Annotated in this window: 15 protein-coding genes; 10 read left to right on the top strand and 5 right to left on the bottom strand. The window is 48.6% G+C overall.

Features of this window, described 5'->3' with window-relative positions:
* The first annotated feature begins 208 nt into the window (after positions 1 to 208).
* From NG796_RS13800 to NG796_RS13790, 3 genes are all read left to right on the top strand, one after another.
* On the top strand, positions 209 to 1,180 hold the full coding sequence (locus NG796_RS13800) for a DUF2382 domain-containing protein (RefSeq protein ID WP_261207414.1): 972 nt from the start codon (positions 209 to 211) through the stop codon (positions 1,178 to 1,180).
* Between the two features lie 317 nt (positions 1,181 to 1,497).
* Complete coding sequence (locus NG796_RS13795) at positions 1,498 to 2,490, top strand: S-layer homology domain-containing protein (RefSeq protein ID WP_261207413.1); 993 nt, start codon at positions 1,498 to 1,500, stop codon at positions 2,488 to 2,490.
* Positions 2,491 to 2,716: 226 nt separating this feature from the next.
* Entirely contained in the window at positions 2,717 to 3,502 is a 786-nt protein-coding gene (locus NG796_RS13790) for a pentapeptide repeat-containing protein (protein ID WP_261207412.1), read from the top strand.
* A gap of 279 nt (positions 3,503 to 3,781) precedes the next feature.
* On the opposite strand, the gene NG796_RS13785 is transcribed toward NG796_RS13790, so the two are convergent.
* Together NG796_RS13785 and NG796_RS13780 are read right to left on the bottom strand one after the other, a co-directional pair.
* On the bottom strand, positions 3,782 to 5,935 hold the full coding sequence (locus tag NG796_RS13785; RefSeq protein ID WP_261207411.1) for a WD40 repeat domain-containing protein: 2,154 nt from the start codon (positions 5,933 to 5,935) through the stop codon (positions 3,782 to 3,784).
* Positions 5,936 to 7,096: 1,161 nt separating this feature from the next.
* Entirely contained in the window at positions 7,097 to 7,264 is a 168-nt protein-coding gene (locus NG796_RS13780; RefSeq protein WP_015151665.1) for a hypothetical protein, read from the bottom strand.
* A gap of 857 nt (positions 7,265 to 8,121) precedes the next feature.
* Here NG796_RS13780 and NG796_RS13775 point away from each other — a divergent pair.
* Complete coding sequence (locus NG796_RS13775; protein ID WP_261207410.1) at positions 8,122 to 8,577, top strand: NUDIX hydrolase; 456 nt, start codon at positions 8,122 to 8,124, stop codon at positions 8,575 to 8,577.
* Between the two features lie 135 nt (positions 8,578 to 8,712).
* The gene (locus NG796_RS13770) at positions 8,713 to 9,552 is read left to right on the top strand and encodes an alpha/beta fold hydrolase (protein ID WP_261207409.1); all 840 of its coding nucleotides are present in this window, start codon (positions 8,713 to 8,715) and stop codon (positions 9,550 to 9,552) included.
* Between the two features lie 15 nt (positions 9,553 to 9,567).
* Here NG796_RS13770 and NG796_RS13765 read toward each other — a convergent pair whose 3' ends face one another.
* A complete protein-coding gene (locus NG796_RS13765) occupies positions 9,568 to 10,395 on the bottom strand; it encodes a pantothenate kinase (RefSeq protein WP_261207408.1) in 828 nt (275 codons plus the stop codon).
* 233 nt (positions 10,396 to 10,628) lie between these two features.
* Here NG796_RS13765 and NG796_RS13760 point away from each other — a divergent pair, with 233 nt between their 5' ends.
* The 3 genes from NG796_RS13760 (at position 10,629) to NG796_RS13750 (ending at position 16,713) form a co-directional block, all read left to right on the top strand.
* Positions 10,629 to 12,680, top strand: coding sequence for a GAF domain-containing protein (locus tag NG796_RS13760; RefSeq protein ID WP_261207407.1), 2,052 nt, complete (start codon positions 10,629 to 10,631; stop codon positions 12,678 to 12,680).
* 311 nt (positions 12,681 to 12,991) lie between these two features.
* A complete protein-coding gene (locus tag NG796_RS13755; RefSeq protein WP_261207406.1) occupies positions 12,992 to 14,719 on the top strand; it encodes a diflavin flavoprotein in 1,728 nt (575 codons plus the stop codon).
* A gap of 260 nt (positions 14,720 to 14,979) precedes the next feature.
* Positions 14,980 to 16,713 (top strand): diflavin flavoprotein, encoded by a 1,734-nt coding sequence (locus NG796_RS13750; protein WP_261207405.1) that lies wholly within the window; start codon positions 14,980 to 14,982, stop codon positions 16,711 to 16,713.
* A gap of 332 nt (positions 16,714 to 17,045) precedes the next feature.
* Here NG796_RS13750 and NG796_RS13745 read toward each other — a convergent pair whose 3' ends face one another.
* On the bottom strand, positions 17,046 to 17,321 hold the full coding sequence (locus NG796_RS13745) for a hypothetical protein (protein ID WP_261207404.1): 276 nt from the start codon (positions 17,319 to 17,321) through the stop codon (positions 17,046 to 17,048).
* On the opposite strand from NG796_RS13745, the gene NG796_RS13740 reads away from it, so the two are divergent.
* Both NG796_RS13740 and ppk1 read left to right on the top strand, forming a co-directional pair.
* Positions 17,320 to 17,919 (top strand): superoxide dismutase, encoded by a 600-nt coding sequence (locus tag NG796_RS13740; RefSeq protein ID WP_261207402.1) that lies wholly within the window; start codon positions 17,320 to 17,322, stop codon positions 17,917 to 17,919. The two genes, NG796_RS13745 and NG796_RS13740, sit on opposite strands and share 2 nt — an antisense overlap.
* A 312-nt stretch (positions 17,920 to 18,231) precedes the next feature.
* On the top strand, positions 18,232 to 20,409 hold the full coding sequence (gene ppk1, locus NG796_RS13735; protein ID WP_261207400.1) for a polyphosphate kinase 1: 2,178 nt from the start codon (positions 18,232 to 18,234) through the stop codon (positions 20,407 to 20,409).
* 76 nt (positions 20,410 to 20,485) lie between these two features.
* Here the strand turns inward: ppk1 and NG796_RS13730 are convergent, their stop codons facing one another.
* Complete coding sequence (locus NG796_RS13730) at positions 20,486 to 20,668, bottom strand: hypothetical protein (RefSeq protein WP_261207399.1); 183 nt, start codon at positions 20,666 to 20,668, stop codon at positions 20,486 to 20,488.
* Positions 20,669 to 20,813: the final 145 nt, after the last annotated feature.

Below are 20,813 nucleotides of genomic sequence, written 5' to 3'. Positions count from 1 at the left end.
CCCAATGCAGACACTGCGGAGAATGTTTGCATCAATTATGGATTACTGTAAGGCGGATTGGCAGTTTTATCTATCTATCTAGGGATATAAGTTAACCCCATTAGACCCGACCAAAACTCAATCGTCAGGTAGAGGGGACAACCTATTATTTTTTCTAATATAGAGACATAGAAGATAAATGTAACAAAATTTTAAGGAGATGACAAGGATGCTTTACAAACTTGAGGATTTTTATCCCAACTACCGAAACGATTTATTTGAGGGGGATGATATTAAAGGCTATGACGTTTATGCGGCCAACAACGATGAAAAAATTGGTCATGTTGATGATGCCCTAGTTGATGAATCTGGTTATTTTCGCTATCTCGTTATCGATACCGGATTTTGGGTGTTTGGAAAACGGGTCTTGATTCCGATCGGGCGTTGCCGAGTCGATAACGATCACCGCCGGATCTATGCGATGGGTCTGGAAACCAAAGCACAAGCGGAACAACTGCCGGAATACCGTGAAGATACCGTCGTCGATCGCCATTATGAGCAAAATGTGCGATCGATTTATGGCGTTCCCAGTGTGGAAAATTCCGCCGCAGTCGAAGACAGTCCTCCGGTAGAAGGGGCCGGTGTAGCAGCAACGGCTACGGGTCGTCAAGTAATGCCTCCGACCCTTCCCCAGACTCCAAACCCTGCGATGACTACCCCGGAAAGCGATCGCCTCGTGGCTCGTGACGATGACTATTATAGTTACGATCGCGAACCTTCTCTCTACAATACAACGGATTTAGATCATAAAAAACTCAAGCTTTATGAAGAACGCCTCGTCGCGAACAAACACCGCGAAAAAACTGGGGAAGTTTTAGTCAGCAAACGAGTCGTAACCGAACGGGCAAAGACGGCAATTCCTGTGGAAAATGAAAAAGTTGTTGTGGAAATCCGCGAAGCGATCGGAACTGAACAGGCTCTGACTGCGGGTGAAACCGCTTTTAAAGATACAGAAATTGCTCGGGTTGAAGTCTATCAAGAAAACGCAGACATTCACAAAGAAGCATTTGTCCGAGAGGAAGTTAAAATTCACAAAGAAGTTGAACGCAATACAGTTGAAGCGGAAGAAACTCTACGCCGGGAAGAGTTAGAAGTCAAGCGCGAAGGAAATCCGATTGTTGAAGAGAAAAAGCGCCGCTAAACCCATTCCCAATTGATTCACGCTTCGGAATCAATCTATCCCGGTGAGATCAGTTCCGAGCGGTGTCGTTAGTAAACCCGAGACTCACCTCGGATGTCCTGAATGGGAGAATTATGAAAGGAGTGGGACCATCCCACTCCTTGCTACAACAGCAAGAGCGTGAGAGTATCCCACTCCTTAATTGTAATTCTCATCAGGAGTGAGATTTTCTATACAATACAATAATCCACCCGACTAAATCCTTTCCTTCTCTCACAACTATTAAATCACTTATTGATTCCCCCTTTGAGCCGCCAGCAGTCAGGAGCATATTAATTATGGTTTTTTCATTGAAATGGCCCATCGCCATCCTTAGTTCTATTGTTCTCGGCGTGACTGCCGGGGTTACCGTTCCGGATTTGTGGAACTTAGAAACAGCTTCAGCCCAGGGTCAACAACCCCAAAAACCCCAAAAAACGCAACAAAAAAGCGCATTCCCGGATGTCAAATCCAATTATTGGGCCAGTCCGTTTATTGAAGGGTTAGCACAAGAAGAGATTATAGTAGGATATCCCGACGGAACCTTTCGACCCAATCAACATATCGAGCGGGATGAGTTTGCCGCCCTCATCCGTCAAGCCTTTGATGTAACGGAAAAACGCCAAATTTCCAGTGGCAGTGCGTTTAATGATGTTCCTGAAAATCATTGGGCAGTTCCGGCGATCGAGGAAGCCTATCAAGGCGGTTTTATGGATGCCTTTTCTAATAATAAATTATTCTATCCCCAGCGAGAAATGACCAGAGCTGAGGCGATTACGTCCTTAGCACAAGGTTTACAATTGGTCCAAGTTCGTCCAACGGCTACGGCGGCTCAAGCGGGCGATCGCACTTCCCCCTCATCTCGTGGGAAACGCCCGGTTGCCAAACGACAACTGGCATTTCCCCTGGCGTTTACAGCCATGATGCAACCGTTATGGTTAATTCAGCGAGCCAACGCACAACCGGCAGCACAACCGGGACCTTCTGTGGAAGAACCCACACCACAATCCTTTGTTACCAAACAACCGACCCCAAATTTAACCGCCTATTATACAGATGCCGATCGCATCCCTTCTGAGGCGACTGACCCGATCCTAGCGGCAACCGAAGCAAATATCGTGGTCAATCATCCCGATCCCTCAGTGCTCCAACCCAACGAACAGTTAAGTCGGGGTTCCGCTGCTGCCTTGATTTATCAAAGCTTAGTCCATGCTGGACGCATGGAAGCCCTACCGGAAAATTCCCCCGCCAATCAATACATTGTCGAACCCCCTGCCGAGAAGGAACCCTAAATGGACTCGGGGCAACTCTCCAATTGCCCCTAGAAACGCAGAGGGAATGGAGCAGTGCATAAGGGGCGATCGCCATGATCATCAACCTAGGTGAGAGCAGCAAAAAGTCCGGATGCAGCCCGATTTTCGCGCAAGTTGGAGGGGTGGTTTTTGCCAATTCATGCCCTTGGGTGGTGGATGAATTTGTGCAGCCCCCCTGTAAGCGCAACCAGAGTAAGGGCAACCTATGAAACGAATGAGTGCTGAGGACCTGCTGAATCATTATGAAGCCGGACAACGTGACTTTTTGCTGTTGGATCTCAGTGGTTTAGATCTGCGTGGGGCTTCCTTACCCCATATTAATCTCATGGGCGTTGATCTCGTCGGGGCTGATCTGAGCGGTGCCGATTTGAGCAATGCAGACCTCAGCGGTGCCGATCTCACTCGGGCGAACCTTTCCTATTCCAATCTGAGTGGGATTGAACTGTCTCACGCGATCGCGGGTGAAGCCAACTTTACCGGCGTCAACCTCGCCGGGGCCATCCTCAATGGTCTAATTTTAGGCCGGGAAGATGCCCGGGGACCGAATTTCAGTGAAGCCAATTTAACCGGGGCTAGGTTAGTCGAGGTCCAGTTACCGAAGGCAAATTTCACGGGGGCTAATCTCACTGCAGCGGACTTGGCCTATTCTCATCTCACAAAGGCCAATTTTTCCGAGACCTTTTTGCTGGGAACGTTCCTCAAACAAGCCAATCTAGCCGGAGCTAATTTCAGACGTGCTCAGTTGTTCGGCACTTTTTTTGTAGAAGCCTGTTTAAGTGAGGCTTGTTTTGACAATGCCTCTCTCAACAGTGTGAATTTCTATCATGCCGATTTAAACCAGGTTAACTTCGACCTCACTACCGATTACAAACGCCTCGTCATGCCAACTGGCTACCGAGGCGATCGCTCTAACTTCCGCCAGTTAAGGGAAAATCGCCAAGAGAATGTAGCCGTTAAACCCCCGGTTCAGGCGCATTCCGTTCATTGGTGATGGGGATGGGGGATGGGGGAGATGGGGGAGATGGGGAGGATGGGGGAGATGGGGTAGATGGGGGAGATGGGGGAGATGGGGGAGATGGGGGAGATGGGGAGGATGGGGGAGATCCGGGAGAGATGTTCAACGTTACAACGCCCGTCCTTGTTTCTCCCCAATCCTCCCCATCCTCCCCATCCTCCCCATCCTCCCTATCCCCCCCATCCTCCCTATCCCCCCCATCCTCCCTATCCCCCCCATCCTCCCTATCCCCCCCATCCTCCCCATCCTCCCCAATCACTCCACTCCCCAAACTTTAACCGTTCCATCAGCGCTGCCACTGACGATAAAATGAGAAGTGGAGGGACTGAAGGCGACGGCATTGACCCAGTTAGAATGGCCGGAAAACATCCGGAATTCTTTCCCAGTGCGCAAATGCCAGATTTTGAGGGTACTGTCTGCACTCCCACTCGCCAATTGATAGCCATCGCGACTGAAGGCGACGGAATTAACGGGTTCTGAATGAGCGGAAAGGGTACCGCGTTCCTCACAGGTGAGCAAGTTCCAGAGTTTGATGGTGCCATCTTCACAGCCACTGGCGATGGTTTTGCCGCTGGGACTGAAGCTGATGGAGTTAACGGCATCGGTATGACCCTCTAGGGTGCCGAGTTCTTCAAAGGTATTCCAGTTCCAGAGTTTGATGGTGCCATCCATGCTGCTACTGGCTAACGTTTCTCCATCAGGACTGAACAGGACCGAGGATACGGCGTCGGAATGGCCTTCTAAGGTGTTAATTTCTACTCCGGTGTCGAGGTTCCAGAGTTTGATGGTTTCATCAGCAGACCCACTGGCTAAAATGGGAAGCTTCGGATGGATGGCGACGGCATCGACGCGATAGGAATGTCCGCGTAGGGTGCGAATTTCTTTGCCGGTTTGTAGGTTCCAGATTTTGATGGTTTCATCACCACTACCGGAGGCGAGGAGTTTGCTATCGGGACTGAAGGTGACGGACCAGACGCCTTCGGTATGTCCGGAGAGGAGGATAGCGAGAACGCCACTGTTGAGACTCCAGATTTTGACGAGTCCATCTTCACTGCCACTGGCGACGCGAGTGCCGTCGGGACTGACGGCGATATCTTCGACCCAGCTAGAAATACCACTGAGCGATCGCAATTCTTCGCCACTGTGCAGGTTCCATTTGGCGGTGTCTCCGCCACTGCCACTGCCGACCATTTGACCATCGGGGGTAAAGACAACGGAATCCACCCACTCGGCGTCTCCTCCCAGGGTGCGGAGTTCTTCCCCGGTTTCTAAACTCCAGACTTTCAGGGTGCGATCGCCGCTGCCGCTGATTAACCGGCGTCCATCAGGCGCGATCGCCAGAGAACTGACCCACTCGCCATGTCCTCTAAGGGTTTTTAAAGCTGAATTTTCAGGGATTTTCCCCGTTTCTACATTCCACAGTTGCACCGTATCATCGGCACTGGCACTGATCAGCAACCGTCCTTCCAGACTGAAAGTGACCGCATTAACTCCCGCCGTATGGCCGGTGAGGGTTGCGATCGCCCTCGGGTCACTCACACTCCAGAGTTTAATCGTGCCATCTTCACTCCCACTGGCAATCTGTTGTCCATCAGGACTCAAAGCAACGGAATACACCCAGTCCCGATGTCCGGTAAAGGTTTGTAATTCTTCCCCGGTGTCAATATTCCATAATTTAACCGTGCTGTCTCCGCCACTAACCAACTGTTTACCATCGGAACTAAATGCGACAGAATATACCCAGTCGTAATGACCCTCTAGGGTTCTAACTTCTTCCCCCCTCTCCACATTCCACACTTTAATCGTATTATCTTTGGAACCCGAAACCAGCAGTTGGCTATCGGGACTAAAGGTGACTGAAGTGACCCACCGGGAATGGCCGGTGAGGGTCTGTTTGAGGGAGGCTATTTTGGGAGAGTTTTCCTCATGAATCGTCCAGAGTTTGAGGGTGGCATCCCCACTGCCACTGGCAAGCAAGCGACCATCGGGACTAAAAGCAACGGAATCCACCCAGTCGGAATGTCCACTGAGAATGCCGAGTTCTTCTCCGGTTTCCAGATTCCAGAGTTTAATAGTATTGTCATTGCTACCACTGGCTACTAAGCGGCCATTGGGACTAATTGCCACGGAATAAATCCGGCTAGAATGTCCCCCCATCGTGCGAATGCACTTAAAAAAGCGATAGGGGTTATAGTCTTGTAAGACTTTGCGAACCTCTAGTTCTGGCCGATTCCGCAGCAGCAAATACGCCGCACGCTGCACGGGTTCTGATTCGTCCTTTAATGCCTTGATGACCTGCTCTAATCCCGAGGGTCCCTGCGTTGCAGCCGTGGTGAGGGTATCGATTCTTGCTTCGATATCTGCGATCGCCGCCTGAGCATGGACTGGCTGAGTTGGATGATTTGCCATTGCTTTTTTTTACTCCGTGCCGCTCTATGAGCCGTTTCTCTGCATACAACAGACCCAGCGCCTGTCTCGCTATCGCGATTTTCCCCTACCCCTTGAAGGGACAAACGCTGTTACTTTTCTTTTACTCTACCCCTGGAGAGGACCCTTTTTCATCAGTCTAAACCGGAACAGATTGAGGCTATCTGTCCCAGGAAAGCACTCAAGGGGTCAGAACTTTACCCGATCGCCGAAATTCCCTTTCCTCACCGAAATGGGTATTCTTCAGCAGCAAAAGCGATGGGAGGGAGTGAAGTTTTCCTAGGGATTGAGGCATTTCGACCTCATCCCCAGATTTGATGGGGTCCGTGAAGTTTTCCCTCCTTCCCTGGATACCCCCTTTTCTCGCCCCTCTTCTGGGTTAGGTTTTATCAAGATTTTATCCGATTTCTCGAATCAGGGAAACCATTGTTTATAAAGTTTTAACGAATTTCCGGACCCCTAAAAACGAGTTTTTATAAAGTTTTAACAAATTTAAGGGATTAAAAAGAAAAATTGTCAATTTTTGCGGTTTGCGTAAATTTTTTATGACTTTGTAATAGTCTGGCTTTCTTTCCCTTGGTCTTCGGGGCTGAAGTCTTCTCTTTATATCCCAGAAAATTTAGCTTATTCTGGTATTATCCCTCCCCCAGTTTCGGTCAGTTTGTCCCGAATTCTCATGACGGTCTGGGAGAATTTAAGACGGGATAAATCGTCCCTGATTAACCTCATGAATGGGCAGCAGTCAAGGGGTTTCACCCCAACTTTAAGGCTTGACCCATCCTCGGGGAGCAAGTTCGAGACTGGATTTGAGCAGGCGATCGCCTGGGAATTTCCGAAAAATTCGGTAGTGGGCAATCTTATGGCGATCGCCCACTCAGAACCGATGTTTTTCCCACTGGGGGATTCGAGTTGCGAGGTTAGAAGATGTTCTCCATGCAACCGCTCGATGTCTTGGGTTGATCACCCGGGAGCGCAAAGTTGCCAGTCACCTCTAGGGTAACTGACTCTCCACTTCGACTCCCCTTTACTCTCCCAAATCTCTCAAAAATCCGTGATTCAACCGGACTTCCTTCTCTTGATTAACCCCACTTCATCGGGGGATAAACTCCCTCATGACTGAGGTTTAAATCCCAGAGAATTCCGTTAGTTTTCTTCCCCTTCTGTGTTTTCGCTGTTTTCGTCACGGTTGCCATTCATATTAGAATTACGGTTCTTGAAAAAGCGACCGGAATTAGTCGGTTTGCGGAATTGGCGAGCATAAGCTTTGTTCCGTTGTGCTTTTTCTTTTTTAGGATTGCGACGTTTTGCCATTATTATGGACCTCATGGATAAACAACAAAAATGACTTTTGGCTCTAGGGTAGCTCTCGGGTCCGATCGCCGCGAGGTACAGGGTGACCCCCCGGCGATCGCCCTAGGGATTGCACAGTTGTCAATTGCACAATCACGAGTTAGAACAAACAGGGCAAGGGGACTGAATTCCTGAAAGCAGGGGTCAGGGTTAGCACTCCCACCCGATATCCGAGCAGTTTCGTACCGAGGGTGAACCCCAGCTCACCCCTTTCGGATGGGAATAGGCTCAATCCCATCCATTCGGGTTGAGATGAGAACCTTTCTCCCGAAAGAAAACAAGCGATCGCCCATCATCCCGTAAGTCTCTTTTGGATGGGGCAGTGGACGCCCGCTACTGTAAGGATGAATCCGATCCACTATTCTATGCTAGGGAACGCACAATTTCTCGAATTGCTCTCGGCAAAGACTGCAAGCTGAGTTCTATGGAATCTCAATCTCAGGCATGACCGAAAAAAGCGTAGCACTGAATCCATGATAACAGTAAAGAGGTATCCCTTTCCGGGGGCCTGGGGGGGATGGGGGAGATGGGGGGGATGGGGGAGATGGGGAGGATGGGATGTGAAGTTGGGAAAGTTAGGATTTGTTGGGTGGAAATCTTGTAGACTCATCAACGGTGATGATTCTGACAGGTTGTAGGTTAAAATCAGGACGGGTTGGCAACCTGTTCATCTCGTGGCTCAAGTCACCGGGTTGTTTCTCGTTGATGTTTGCTCATGGAGCAGAGGGAAGGAGTCAGATCAAGCCTAAACAATCAGGCGATCGGGGTAGAAAGATGGAGTCTAGGTGGTGGTCGTTGAATCCAGGATGATTTGATTTATGAAGCGCTTATGGCATTTTACTCAAGCCGTACTCGGGATTGTGTTTCGACATCCCGTCCTCGGAATTAGCATTATCCCGCTGTTAGACAACGGTCAAATCGTGTTGGTGCGCCGTCGGGATAATGGCAAGTGGGGTCTACCCGGAGGCATGGTGGACTGGGGAGAAGATATTCCCAATACTTTAAAACGGGAACTCACGGAAGAAACGGGCTTAGAAGTAACGGAAGTCGGTCGTTTAGTCGGAATTTATTCCGCCCCCGATCGCGATCCCCGGATTCATTCGATCTGCGTGGTCGTTGCGGCACAGGTCCAAGGGGAAATGAAAATCTATGATACCGCCGAAATTCTGGAAGTCAAAGCATTTGACCGGGATTCTCTCCCTTTAGGGCAATTGTCCCATGACCACGATCGCCAATTACAGGACTTTCTCAATGGTGTGACTGCGGTCGCTTAATTGGGTCGGGGAGCATGGTACCCTGATTTGGGCGGGGAGGAGTGACCTCGGGTTTCCTTCTTGATAACTGCGCTCCTCAACTCCTCCATCTTCATAAACCCTTATCTCGATACGGATGCGTTTCAAGGACTCAGGATGACTCTACCGCTCCGCAATTCCCGAATCAAACTGTCCCAAGGGCAACTGTTCTGGCGCGAAGTCGGCCAGGAGGGACTCACTCTAGTATTTTTGCATGGTTCGTGGAGTGATAGCGCTCAATGGGTGTCGGTGATTGAGCGCCTGCGGGCCAATTATCACTGTTTTGCTTTAGATTTACTCGGGTTTGGTGAGTCGGAACAGCCGAATATTCACTACTCGATCGCCCTCCAGGTGGAGTGTCTACACGAATTTTTGGAAACCGTCAACCCTGGCCCTGTTTATTTGGTGGGGGATTCTCTCGGTGCTTGGGTGGCGGCAAGTTACGCCCTGAAATATCCCGAGGTTGTGCCAGGATTGGTGTTGCTGACTCCGGAAGGGGTCCAGGTGGAAGGCTTGAAAAACCGCTGGTTTAGGACTCGCCTTTGGATTCAGGCATTGCCTTTGATTCGTAAGTTACAATCGGTCCTCTTTCCCCTCGCCCGAATTTTGCGCTTGCACCAAGTGATGCATCAAGCGTTGTTAAATGCCGATCGCTTACAAAAATTTGGGGTAGCTTGTCAGATTTTGTTCCAACGTCGGCAGAGTGAAATTGAAGGGGAGTTGTTGCAGGACCGTTTGAGTTGGCTGAAAATTCCGGCTTTGATTTTAATCGGCGATCGCGATACTCCCACGGCAGTTGCCTTAGCGGAAACCTACCATCGGGCGATCGCTGATGCGGATTTACGCCGCATTCCCGAGGGTCACTCTAATTTACCCGAGGAACTCCCGGATCTCGTCGCCCAACAGATTCGAGATTTTATTTCTAATAGAGAGGCGCAAACCGAGGCTGAGGTGTAATTAATCCCCTCAACTTTACCGCGATCGCTGGTGTTTGATGCAGCAAATGCCGGAAAAAATTAGATCCGGCATGGCGATCGCCCGTTTTGCCAGGTCCGGTGCACGCTCTTGGAAATATCTCAGGAGGAGTTCCCCCCCTCCTCCGGTGATCACCACCGCAGAGGTGGGAAAGCGTTCTTTCCAGTCGCTTATAAAGTCTCGCACTCCGGATCCAATCCCATAGACTACCCCAGAGGCGATCGCCTCTACGGTGGTTAAGGCCCAGCGTGGGGGTAACGTCCCGGGAAAGGTGACCGCAGGTAATGCGGCGGTGTTTTCCGTTAACGATTGGAGTTGTAACCCAAACCCGGGGAGAATGGCCCCTCCGACTAATCGGCCTTCGGGATCCGCCCCGGTCAAGGTGAGGGCGGTTCCGGCATCCACGACCAAAACGGGCCAACCGCATTCGTTGGCGGCCCCCACTAAGGCCAAGGCGCGATCGATTCCCAGGGTGGGATACAGTCCTAACAGGGGCAATTCATCTAAAGTAATTCGGTTGAATCTCGGGTAAGACTGCCAAAGCGCTAACTGGTGCGGAACGACCGAGGCGATCCATAGCGACGGGTTCGGGGCGATCGCCTCACGCCCCAGGGGACCGGGATACTCCAGACCTTCATGCCACAACTCACCCCGATTCCAGGCATTGATGAGCTTTTCTGCCGCAGAGGCGTCTAAATGGGGGGTGTGCCACACCTGTTTGCACATTTCGCCCTGAAACCAGGCCCAGTGTAGTCTTGAATTGCCGATGCTTAAGGCCAGCCAGTTGCACTGCTCACTTCCCAATTCGGTTGCACTGTTGCTCATGTTAGGCTGGCCCTGCATTCCCGAACTTTTTACGCCCAATCAAAGTCGCTTATAATCAAATAGAGATAAATCGATTGAAGCTTTTAGAATTTTCTGACATATTATAGCAAAAATTTTTAATTTATTTCATCAACAATTATAAAAATACCTTAAATTTTTATAAAAATTTGTTAAGATAACAGGATAGCTGCATCTGCTTCCTCAATTTCTGTTGGCCCCTCCGATAAAAAATTATGTATATAAAACAACAAGCCCCCTACTGTAAATGGCCGAAGCCTGATTTATCCCTCTCTCCAGCCAGTCGGCCTGTCCATGAGGCAACTGAGACCTACAAAGAAAGTATGGAGGTACAAAATTTACATCCCCGGGAACTCCAGAGGGAAGTAGAGCGATCGCGATTGCTCAATGAGATTAATAATCAGGTTCGTAGTACCCTGGATTTAGATGAAGTGCTCCAAGCCGCCTGTAATTTGTTAGGGGAAACCTTCAAGTGTAGTCGCGTCAGCATTTTAGTCAACGAATCGGAAGCGGGAGAGTGGTTAATCACCCGGGGAGAGTATAAAACGGATGATTACACCAGCCAACTGGGGACCCGAGTACCCTTGGTGGATAATCCCCACTTGTATCAGTTGATGTCTCAGGAGGAACCTCTAGCAGTGACGCAGTTTTTAGAGTTTCCCGGTTTGGGGAAAGAAACGCTGCAACTGGTGCAGGAACTAAAAATTAAGTCCATGCTGGCGATCGCCACCTCCTACCAAGGGAAAGTCAATGGCATTATTGGATTGCATCAGTGCGATCGCGAACGGGAGTGGTCGCAATGGGAACAGGATTTGTTAGAAGGGGTTGCCTCTCAACTGGCGATCGCCATTAACCAAGCCCAATTGTACAGTGCCACCCGCGCTGCCGCACAACGGGAATCTTTACTGCGCCTGATTACGAACCAAATTCGCAGTACATTAGACCTGAATACCGTTTTAAAAACCGCAGTCCGGGGAGTCCGGGAACTTTTGAATACTGACCGGGTGGTGATTTATCGCTTCCTAGAAAACTGGGCTGGGGAAATCGTGGTTGAAGACCTTAAGGTGCCTTGGCCCTCGATTTTTGGCGGAATTGTGGCGGATAATTGTTTTAAAAGTGACCATGCCGAACTCTATAAACAAGGGCGAGTTCGGGCAATCAATGATATTCATAAGGCGGGATTAAATACCTGCCATGTGGACTTTTTGGCCCAATTGCAAGTCAAAGCCAATTTAATCGTTCCAATTGCCATGCCCGATCATCTCTGGGGGTTGTTGATTGCTCATGAATGTCATTCAACTCGCCTTTGGACCCAAGAAGAAATCGATCTCCTCGAACAATTGGGTCATCAGATGACCATTGCGATCTCACAAGCAGAATTATACCAAAAAGTTCAAGATTCAGCAGCGCAATATCAAGCGCAAGCGGAACAATTAGAACTAACCTTAAAAGAACTCAAAGCCACCCAACAACAACTGATTCAGAGCGAAAAATTGTCCAGTTTGGGACAGTTAGTGGCGGGAGTTGCCCACGAAATTAACAATGCCAATAATTTTGTTCATGCCAATTTATTTTATGTTCAGGAATATGTTGAAGCTTTGAAAAAAGCAATCGATATTTACGAAGCGGCGGCCTCCGAAATTCCTCCAGAAATTGAAGAATTGAATGAAGAGGTGGATTTGGACTATATCCGGTCTGATTCCCCAAACCTGATTGGTTCCATGCAGCAAGGAAGCGATCGCATTCGCAAAATTGTCCAAAACTTGCGGAATTTTTCCCGATTAGATGAAGCAGGGGCTAAACCTGTGAATCTCAGTGAAGGGCTGGAAAGCAGTTTATCGATGTTGCAACACCGATTTTCCCCGGAGTTGAAAATTCATAAACATTATCATGCTTCTGGGCGAGTAGAATGTCATCCAGCCCAGATTAATCAAGTGTTTTTTAACTTGATTGACAATGCTTTAGATGCGATCGCCTCCAATTCAGATACCGAGGGAGAACTGACCCTCACCATTTGCGAACCGTATCCCCATTGGGTGAGTATTTCCATTAAAGATAATGGTCCGGGAATTTCTCCAAAGATTCAAGACCAAATTTTTAATCCCTTTTTCACCACAAAACCTGTGGGAAAAGGCACTGGGTTAGGTCTATCTCTGTGTTATCAAATTATCGTAAAAGGTCATAACGGCAAGATTCGCTGCATCAGCGAAGGGCAAGGGACAGAGTTTATTATAGAACTCCCCCTCAAAATGGGGGAAGAGAAATAAAACTATTCCCCGCCTCTATCCCGCAAGTTGGCAATAGACTTGTTGCAAAATACTGGAGAGATCCCCCTTAACAACGCCCATCGGCTTTTTAAAATTTTGCAACAAGTGTAATTTTCCTAGAGCAAGGATTCCCTCGCCTTTGCGCTAGGACATTAATCCTTAATGATAACACAGAGATTCCCAGGAGGGAATCCTTGATTGGTAAGGCTTATGATTACCATATATTTTTCCATGAAAACTAATGGTTAAAATATGTAACAATATTAAGGAGCAAGTAAACCCTAACATCGACAAGAAAAGGAGGCAACTCAATGGTAGCCGTCACCGACAGAGTACAACCAAGACTGACGATCGCAACGGGGGAAATCGCCACCGAAACCACAGCAATTCGCTGTTTGGATTGGGACCGCGATCGCTTCGATATCGAATTTGGCCTGCAAAACGGGACCACTTATAATTCCTTCCTGATTCGAGGGAGTCAGACTGCCTTGGTGGATACCTCCCATGCCAAATTCCGCGAGTCCTATTTGCAGACCCTGTGCCAGGAAATCGACCCGACTCAAATCGATTATCTGATCATCAGTCATACCGAACCGGATCATAGCGGATTAGTTAAAGATGTTTTAGCACTCGCCCCAGAGATTACGATTGTTGGGGCCAAAGTTGCCATTCAGTTTTTAGAAAACTTAGTTCATCAACCCTTTAAACGTTTAATTGTCAAAAATGGGGATACCCTAGATTTAGGGAACGGTCACGTCCTAGAATTTGTAAATGCCCCGAATTTACACTGGCCGGATACCATCTTTACCTACGACGCTAAAACGCAGATTTTATTTACCTGCGATGCGTTTGGAATGCACTATTGTTCCGATAAAACCTTCGATGAAAACTTAAGCGAAATTGAAGCGGATTATCACTTTTATTATGAATGTTTGATGGCCCCGAATGCGCGATCGGTTCTAAGTGCGATGAAGCGGATGCCGGAAGTGGAAAAAATTAGCACGATCGCCACCGGCCACGGACCGTTACTGCGGTATAATGTGGGAGAACTCACGGGACGATACAAACAGTGGAGTCAGGAACAAGCCAAGGCGGAAACCACTGTTGCCGTGTTTTATTTTTCCGATTACGGCTATAGCGATCGCCTCTCCCAAGCCGTGGCCCACGGGATTACCAAAACCGGCGTCAACGTGGAAATGATGGATTTGCGATCGGCAGAACCGCAGGAAGTGCGAGAACTGGTGAGTATCGCCTCGGGAATCGCCCTCGGTGCACCGCCATTAACGGGACCCGGTGCAGAGAATGCAGAAGCCGCGATCGGGACCATTTTAGTGGCCGCCAATAACAAACAGGCGATCGGACTGTTTGAATCCGGTGGAGGTAATGACCAATCCATCTATCCCCTCGCCGTTAAATTCAAAGAACTCGGACTCAAACAAGCATTTCCCAATATTATCGTCAAGGAAAACCCCACAGAAGCTACCTATCAACTGTGCGATGAAGCCGGAACTGACATGGGACAATTACTGACCCTGAAACAGGCTATCAAACAGATGAAATCCTTAGATAGCGAACTCGATAAAGCCTTGGGACGGATTAGCGGTGGATTGTATATCATCACCGCCCAGAAAGGCGATGTGAGTAGTGCGATGTTAGCCTCCTGGGTCACGCAAGCCAGTTTTGAACCCCTGGGGATTACCATCGCCGTTGCTAAAGACCGGGCGATCGAAGCCCTGATGCACGTCGGCGATACCTTTGTGCTCAATGTCCTCGATGAAGACAACTATCAAGGACTGATGCGACACTTCCTCAAACGCTTCCCCCCGGGGGCCGATCGCTTTGCCGGAATCAAAACCCAAAGTGCAAATAACGGCAGTCCGATTCTGAGTGAAGCCCTTGCCTATTTGGAATGCCAAGTCATGAGTCGCATGGAATGCCCCGATCACTGGATCGTGTATAGCCAAGTAGACAATGGTCGAGTCTCCAATCCTGATGCCTTACCAGCGATCCACCATCGTAAAGTTGGCAATCATTATTAGACCGATGCCATTGCTCATTTTTCCTAGGGCATCGGTACAGTAAAGGTTAGAAACCAGGTTTCTTATCCTAATCTGTTGCTAATCACCAACATTTGGGTAGAGAAAGCTGGTTTTTTGTCCTAGCTTATCTCATACTGTATCGGCGTCCTAGAAAAAATGCGCAAGGAAAACAAATTGATTCCTCATATCTGCACAAGGGTTAGATAATGAGGAATGACTGTAATTGTTTTAAGTAAACTGTCTTAGCGCATTCCTCACTCATGATAGAAACAACGACTAAACAACGTGATGTACAGGTGGTCCTGATTGCAGAAGAGACCCGCGTTATGCGATCGCGCACTTGGGACCGCTTAAAATTTGAAGTGGAATATTCCCTTGCCAAAGGAACCACCGCCAACTCGTTTTTAATTCAAGGGGATAAAATTGCCCTGATTGACCCCCCCGGGGAATCCTTTACTAAAAATTATTTAGAGTCGCTACAGGCACGAATTGACCTTTCCCAGATTGATTATGTCATCCTGGGCCATTTTAATGCCAATCGCGGAGAGACGATTAAAACCCTGTGGAATCTTGCGCCACAACTGCAATTTGTTTGTACTAATCCGGGGGCGATCGCCTTACGCCAATTCTTAGAAACCGAAGACTTAAATATTTTGGTAGTCCGGGGCGAAGATACCTTGGATTTAGGTCAGGGACATCAGTTACAATTCATTGCTACTCCAACTCCTAAATGGCCCGATGAACTGTTAACCTACGACCCCAAAACCAAAATTCTATTTACCGATAAATTCTTTGGGGCTCATGTTTGTGGAGACCAAATTTTTGATGAAGGATGGGTAATTTATAGTGAAGACCGCCGGTTTTATTATGACTGCTTACACGCACCCCAGGCGAAACAGGTGCTGTCGGGGTTGGATAAAATCGCTGAATTACCCGAGGTGAAATTGTATGCCACAGGTCATGGACCGTTAGTTTTGTATGGCAAGAAAGAACTAACAGAATTATATCGGTCCTGGAGTAATATGCAGAAGTCTCAGGATTTGACTGTGGCTTTAGTTTATGCTTCAGCGTATGGGAATACAGCAATCGTGGGACAGGCGATCGCCAAAGGGTTGACGAAAGCAGGAATAGCCGTAGAATTTCTGAATTGTGAACAAGCTGAACCGTCGGAAATTCAGGCGGCTGTCGAAAAATGTGATGGATTTATTATTGGGTCTCCCACCCTGGGAGGTCATGCACCGACCCAAATTCAAACCGCTTTAGGAATTATTTTGAAAACAGCCTCTACCAGTAAATTGGCCGGTGTATTTGGGTCATTTGGATGGAGTGGAGAAGCGATCGACCTGTTAGAAAGTAAGTTAACCGATGCCGGATATCAGTTTGGCTTTGACCCGATTCGGGTGAAGTTTAAACCCACGGATGTGACTTTACAAGCTTGTGAAGAAGCCGCCATTGATTTTGCTCAAAATTTGAAGCGATCGCAGAAAAGACGGACTGCAAAATCTTCCTTGACCACAGGTACCGGCAGCGATCGCACCGCCCAAGCCGTCGGTCGAATTGTCGGGTCTTTGTGCGTCGTTTCTGCCAAACGAGGGGATGTAATTAGCGGGATGTTAGCCTCATGGGTTTCCCAAGGTTCCTTTAATCCCCCTGGTTTAACTGTTGCCGTTGCCAAAGACCGCGCCTTGGAATCTCTCACCCATACCGGGGATAAATTTGTGCTAAACATTTTAGCCGAAGGAAAACAATTACGCAAGCATTTTATGAAGCGATTTTCCCCGGGAGAAGACCGATTTGCGGGGTTAGAAACGGAAGAAACTGCGAACGGTTGTCCCATTTTAAAAGATGGGCTCGCTTATCTGGAATGTGTGGTACAAAACCGCATGGAATGTGGAGATCATTGGGTGGTTTATGCCACGGTGGAAAATGGAAAAGTGCTGGATACTGAAGGAGTAACAGCGGTTCATTATCGGAAAACCGGGAGTTTTTATTAAACTCCTCTCCCAGATACCGGGAAGGGCTTTCGGGATCCGAACTTGGACTTGAGGGAGTCCGCCTTACAAAAAAAGGTTTTTGACATTCAAGGGGATTGAACTCACCTCCGGTCCCCTCCCCTTGGCAAGGGGAGGGTTTAGGGTGGGGTCCTCTTGATGGGGCACAAGCCACGTCTGGAAGAATTAATTGGTGGAGGGTGTTGGCGGTGACGGGGCTTGTGCCACGTCACGAACAAAGAGGTTTCCCTAGCCTAAATACAGGGGCGATCGCCACCTCAGAAGAACCCCACCCTAACCCTCCCCTTGGCAAGGGGAGGGGACCGGAAATTCACTTAAGGGTAAAAAACCTCTGAAGACGCAGAATGGATCCAGCGTTCTCCCTCTTCTGGTAGATTTTTATCTCGGAGTTGGATCGGGTCCGACTTTTGATATAAAATCCTATCGTAATGTGGCGATCGCCTACCGGCGAACTTTCGCCTAAGCTGACCCACAGAGGCATCACCCCAGATACCGGAATTAGGTTGCTGGTGAAGTGCTGTTGACGCCTGCCGACAGAAAGCGCGCGATCGCGCAACCCATAAGAACACTTCGAGAGAGGATAACACCATGACTTACGAACTGCCCCCTTTGCCGTTTGACTACACCGCCCTTGAACCCCATGTGTCTAAGAGCACCCTGGAGTTCCATCACGACAAACACCATGCCGCCTACGTCAACAACTACAACAACATGGTGAAAGGCACCGACATGGAGAGCAAATCCATTGAAGAGGTGATCAAAGCCACCTACAATGACGCCTCTAAAGCTGGAATCTTCAATAATGCCGCCCAAGCATGGAACCACACCTTCTACTGGAACTGCATCAAACCCAGTGGCGGGGGTCAACCCAGTGGAGAACTCGCCGACAAGATTGCGGCTGACTTTGGCAGTTTCGATAAATTCAAAGAAGAATTCAAAGCAGCAGCCTCAACTCAGTTTGGTAGCGGTTGGGCTTGGTTAGTGTTGGATAAAGGCACCCTGAAAGTGACCAAAACCAGCAATGCTGAAAATCCCTTGGCAATGGGAATGACTCCCCTATTGACCATTGATGTTTGGGAACACGCCTATTACCTGGACTACCAAAACAAACGTCCTGATTACATTGAAACCTTCATCAGCAGCTTAATCAACTGGGATTTTGTCGCTGAACAAATGAAAAACGCTTAATCCCCGGTTTAATAAAATTGAGTCACTCCGTAAGGGCGATCGCCCTTACTCAGGGTTCATCCTAGGCAGTCACGAGGCGATCGTGACTGTTTTTTATCGTAGATTTCCCCATTCCGTGGCATCATGACCTCATCCTTGGCACAATATATCTACCCATCCAAACCACACTCGGTTTAAGCCGATCTTGAACACCCGCGATCGCCCGCCATTTTTCCAGGATTTTCAGACCCTCCCAATGCGGTCGAAGTCAGGGTCGGGATATAGAGTGTATTTACCGATGAACTCCCTTTATTGTTCCATCAGGTCAGAATTATGACAACGACGAAGAAACCCCAGGAAACGACACCGGAAATTAACTTAAAAGATCAACAATATTACTTCAACCGAGAATTAAGTTGGGTTGAATTTAATTACCGAGTTTTACAAGAAGCCTTTGACCCTCGGACTCCGTTGTTAGAACGGCTGAAATTTTTAGCAATTTTCAGTGCTAATTTAGATGAATATTTCATGGTGCGAATTGCGGGACTGAAACAGCAGGTGGAAGCCGGAGTTTCTTCGCGCACTCCCGATGGACGCACCCCCCAACAACAATTGGATGCAGTGGGCGATCGCCTCCATCCAATGGTTGCCGAACAACATCGGCATTTTGAAAAACTCCTGCGACCCCAACTGATTGCCTACGGTATCCAGATCCTTGATTATATGGATCTCAACCAAGAACAGCGGACCTACCTCCAACAATATTTTGAACAAGAAATTTTCCCGGTTCTCACCCCCTTAGCCGTTGATCCGGGCCATCCCTTTCCCTACATTTCTAACCGCAGTTTGAATCTAGCGGTTGTCATCAAAGATCCAGAAACCGATGAAGAATTTTTTGCCCGGGTGAAAGTCCCCAAAGTTTTACCCCGATTTGTGCCGATTCCAGAAGCACCCCGAGACTCTAGCAAAAGTCATGGAGAAGGGCCGGAAAAAACCTGGACATTCACCCCTTTAGAACAGGTGATTGCCCATAATTTAGAGTTTTTATTTCCGGGGATGAATATTTTAGAATATCATCCCTTTCGCGTGACGCGTAACGCCGATATTGCCCTAGAAGAAGATGAAGCGGATGATTTACTCTTGGCGATCGAGCAAGAAATTCGGAAGCGACGAGTCGGCGGTTCCGTAGTGCGAATGGAAGTGCAATCAGATATCCCCTCAGCCGTGCGTGAAATGCTGCGGGAGGAATTGGGTTTAGTTCATCGGGAAGTGTATGAAGTGGAGGGATTGCTGGGGTTAGTAGACTTAATGGGGTTAATGGATTTACCCCTTCCCGAACTTAAATATCCGGTGTGGAATCCAGTGACTCCCGCCTCCTTCCGTCGCCTCGGAGAACTGCCTTCAGAACCAAATCTGGAGGATATCGAAGAAACCGAAGATCTATTTGCATTGATTCGATCGCGGGATTTGCTCCTCCATCATCCCTATCATTCCTTTAGTGCAACAGTCCAGCGATTTATTACCCAAGCGGCATACGATCCAGCGGTATTAGCGATTAAAATGACCCTCTACCGCACCTCTGGAGATTCGCCCATTGTCAATGCCTTAATTGCAGCGGCAGAAAATGGTAAACAGGTGGCGGCATTGGTGGAACTAAAAGCGCGTTTTGATGAAGAAAATAATATTTCCTGGGCGAGGAAATTAGAAAAAGTAGGCGTTCATGTCGTCTATGGGTTAGTCGGACTCAAAACCCATACGAAAGTAGGGATGGTGGTGCGTCGGGAAGCCGATGGCATCCGCCGCTATGCTCATATTGGGACGGGGAATTACAATCCCAAAACGGCCCGAATTTATACGGATTTGGGGTTAATTACCTGCCGGGAAGATGTGGGGGCGGATTTAACGGATTTGTTTAATTATTTGACGGGCTATTCCCGCCAGCGGTCCTATCGCAGTCTGTTAGTTGCGCCGGTGAACATGAGGGAACGGATGACCGCTTTAGTGCAGCGGGAAATTGACAATGCCAAGCAGGGAAAAGCGGGGCGAATTGTGTTAAAAATGAATGCCTTGGTAGACCCGAAAATGATTATCAAGCTTTATGAAGCTTCAAGGGCGGGGGTGCAAATTGATTTAATTGTGCGGGGGATTTGCTGTTTGCGTCCAGGGGTCCCAAATGTCAGTGAAAATATCCGGGTGTTGAGTATTGTGGGGCGGTTTTTAGAGCATTCCCGGATTTTTTATTTCTATAACGATGGAGCTGAAGAGGTGTACATTGGGAGTGCAGATTGGATGCCTCGAAATCTGAATCGGCGGGTGGAGGCAACGACTCCAGTGCAAGACCCAGATTTGGCAAAAGACCTCCAAGAAATTCTGGGGATTATGTTAGCAGATAATCGCCAAGCGTGGGAGTTACAGCCGGATGGGAGTTATGTGCAACGGCGGGGAAAGAATGAGGCGATCGCCCAAAGTTCTCAGAATATTTTGATGGAAATGGCCCTGCAACAAGGGTGAAAAAATGGGGGGACGGGGCGCAAAAACTGCGCCCCTTGACCGCAGCGGTTAGGCCCAGTTTGGGGTTCAACCGGCTTTAGGTGATCGGACGATCGCTAAAGGTGCGGTTGAATTCATCCAGCAAATCGTCCAGTTCTTCGATCGCCTGATTCACATCAATTCTGAGGGTTCCTAAGTTGGGTTGTTCCAAGAGACGCACGAGGGTTTCCCGTTTGTCTGCGATCGCACTCACCCGTTCTCTGAGTTTCTGTTCGTCCATTCTGCCTTACCTTTGTTTTCGCTAATATAACTCTAAACAGTTTTGTTGATGCCGATCCCTTTGAGATGCAGCAGCTTTCCATATTATAAAATCAGCCATTTGTCAAGTTTCTATAGAGCCGCCGAGGACTGGCTACAATAGAGGG

The organism is Laspinema sp. D2d, from assembly GCF_025370755.1.
In the GTDB taxonomy this organism is placed as follows: domain Bacteria; phylum Cyanobacteriota; class Cyanobacteriia; order Cyanobacteriales; family Laspinemataceae; genus Laspinema.
The sequence above is the reverse complement of the archived record's forward strand: the minus strand, read 5'-3'. Positions and strand labels throughout refer to the sequence as shown.

Excerpts from the sequence above, each read along its gene's own strand:
- NG796_RS13800 (WP_261207414.1), top strand. The coding sequence starts at position 209 with ATGCTTTACAAACTTGAGGATTTTTATCCCAACTACCGAAACGATTTA.
- NG796_RS13795 (WP_261207413.1), top strand. The coding sequence starts at position 1,498 with ATGGTTTTTTCATTGAAATGGCCCATCGCCATCCTTAGTTCTATTGTT.
- NG796_RS13790 (WP_261207412.1), top strand. The coding sequence starts at position 2,717 with ATGAAACGAATGAGTGCTGAGGACCTGCTGAATCATTATGAAGCCGGA.
- NG796_RS13785 (WP_261207411.1), bottom strand. The coding sequence starts at position 5,935 with ATGGCAAATCATCCAACTCAGCCAGTCCATGCTCAGGCGGCGATCGCA.
- NG796_RS13780 (WP_015151665.1), bottom strand. The coding sequence starts at position 7,264 with ATGGCAAAACGTCGCAATCCTAAAAAAGAAAAAGCACAACGGAACAAA.
- NG796_RS13775 (WP_261207410.1), top strand. The coding sequence starts at position 8,122 with ATGAAGCGCTTATGGCATTTTACTCAAGCCGTACTCGGGATTGTGTTT.
- NG796_RS13770 (WP_261207409.1), top strand. The coding sequence starts at position 8,713 with ATGACTCTACCGCTCCGCAATTCCCGAATCAAACTGTCCCAAGGGCAA.
- NG796_RS13765 (WP_261207408.1), bottom strand. The coding sequence starts at position 10,395 with ATGAGCAACAGTGCAACCGAATTGGGAAGTGAGCAGTGCAACTGGCTG.
- NG796_RS13760 (WP_261207407.1), top strand. The coding sequence starts at position 10,629 with ATGTATATAAAACAACAAGCCCCCTACTGTAAATGGCCGAAGCCTGAT.
- NG796_RS13755 (WP_261207406.1), top strand. The coding sequence starts at position 12,992 with ATGGTAGCCGTCACCGACAGAGTACAACCAAGACTGACGATCGCAACG.
- NG796_RS13750 (WP_261207405.1), top strand. The coding sequence starts at position 14,980 with ATGATAGAAACAACGACTAAACAACGTGATGTACAGGTGGTCCTGATT.
- NG796_RS13740 (WP_261207402.1), top strand. The coding sequence starts at position 17,320 with ATGACTTACGAACTGCCCCCTTTGCCGTTTGACTACACCGCCCTTGAA.
- NG796_RS13745 (WP_261207404.1), bottom strand. The coding sequence starts at position 17,321 with ATGGTGTTATCCTCTCTCGAAGTGTTCTTATGGGTTGCGCGATCGCGC.
- ppk1 (WP_261207400.1), top strand. The coding sequence starts at position 18,232 with ATGACAACGACGAAGAAACCCCAGGAAACGACACCGGAAATTAACTTA.
- NG796_RS13730 (WP_261207399.1), bottom strand. The coding sequence starts at position 20,668 with ATGGACGAACAGAAACTCAGAGAACGGGTGAGTGCGATCGCAGACAAA.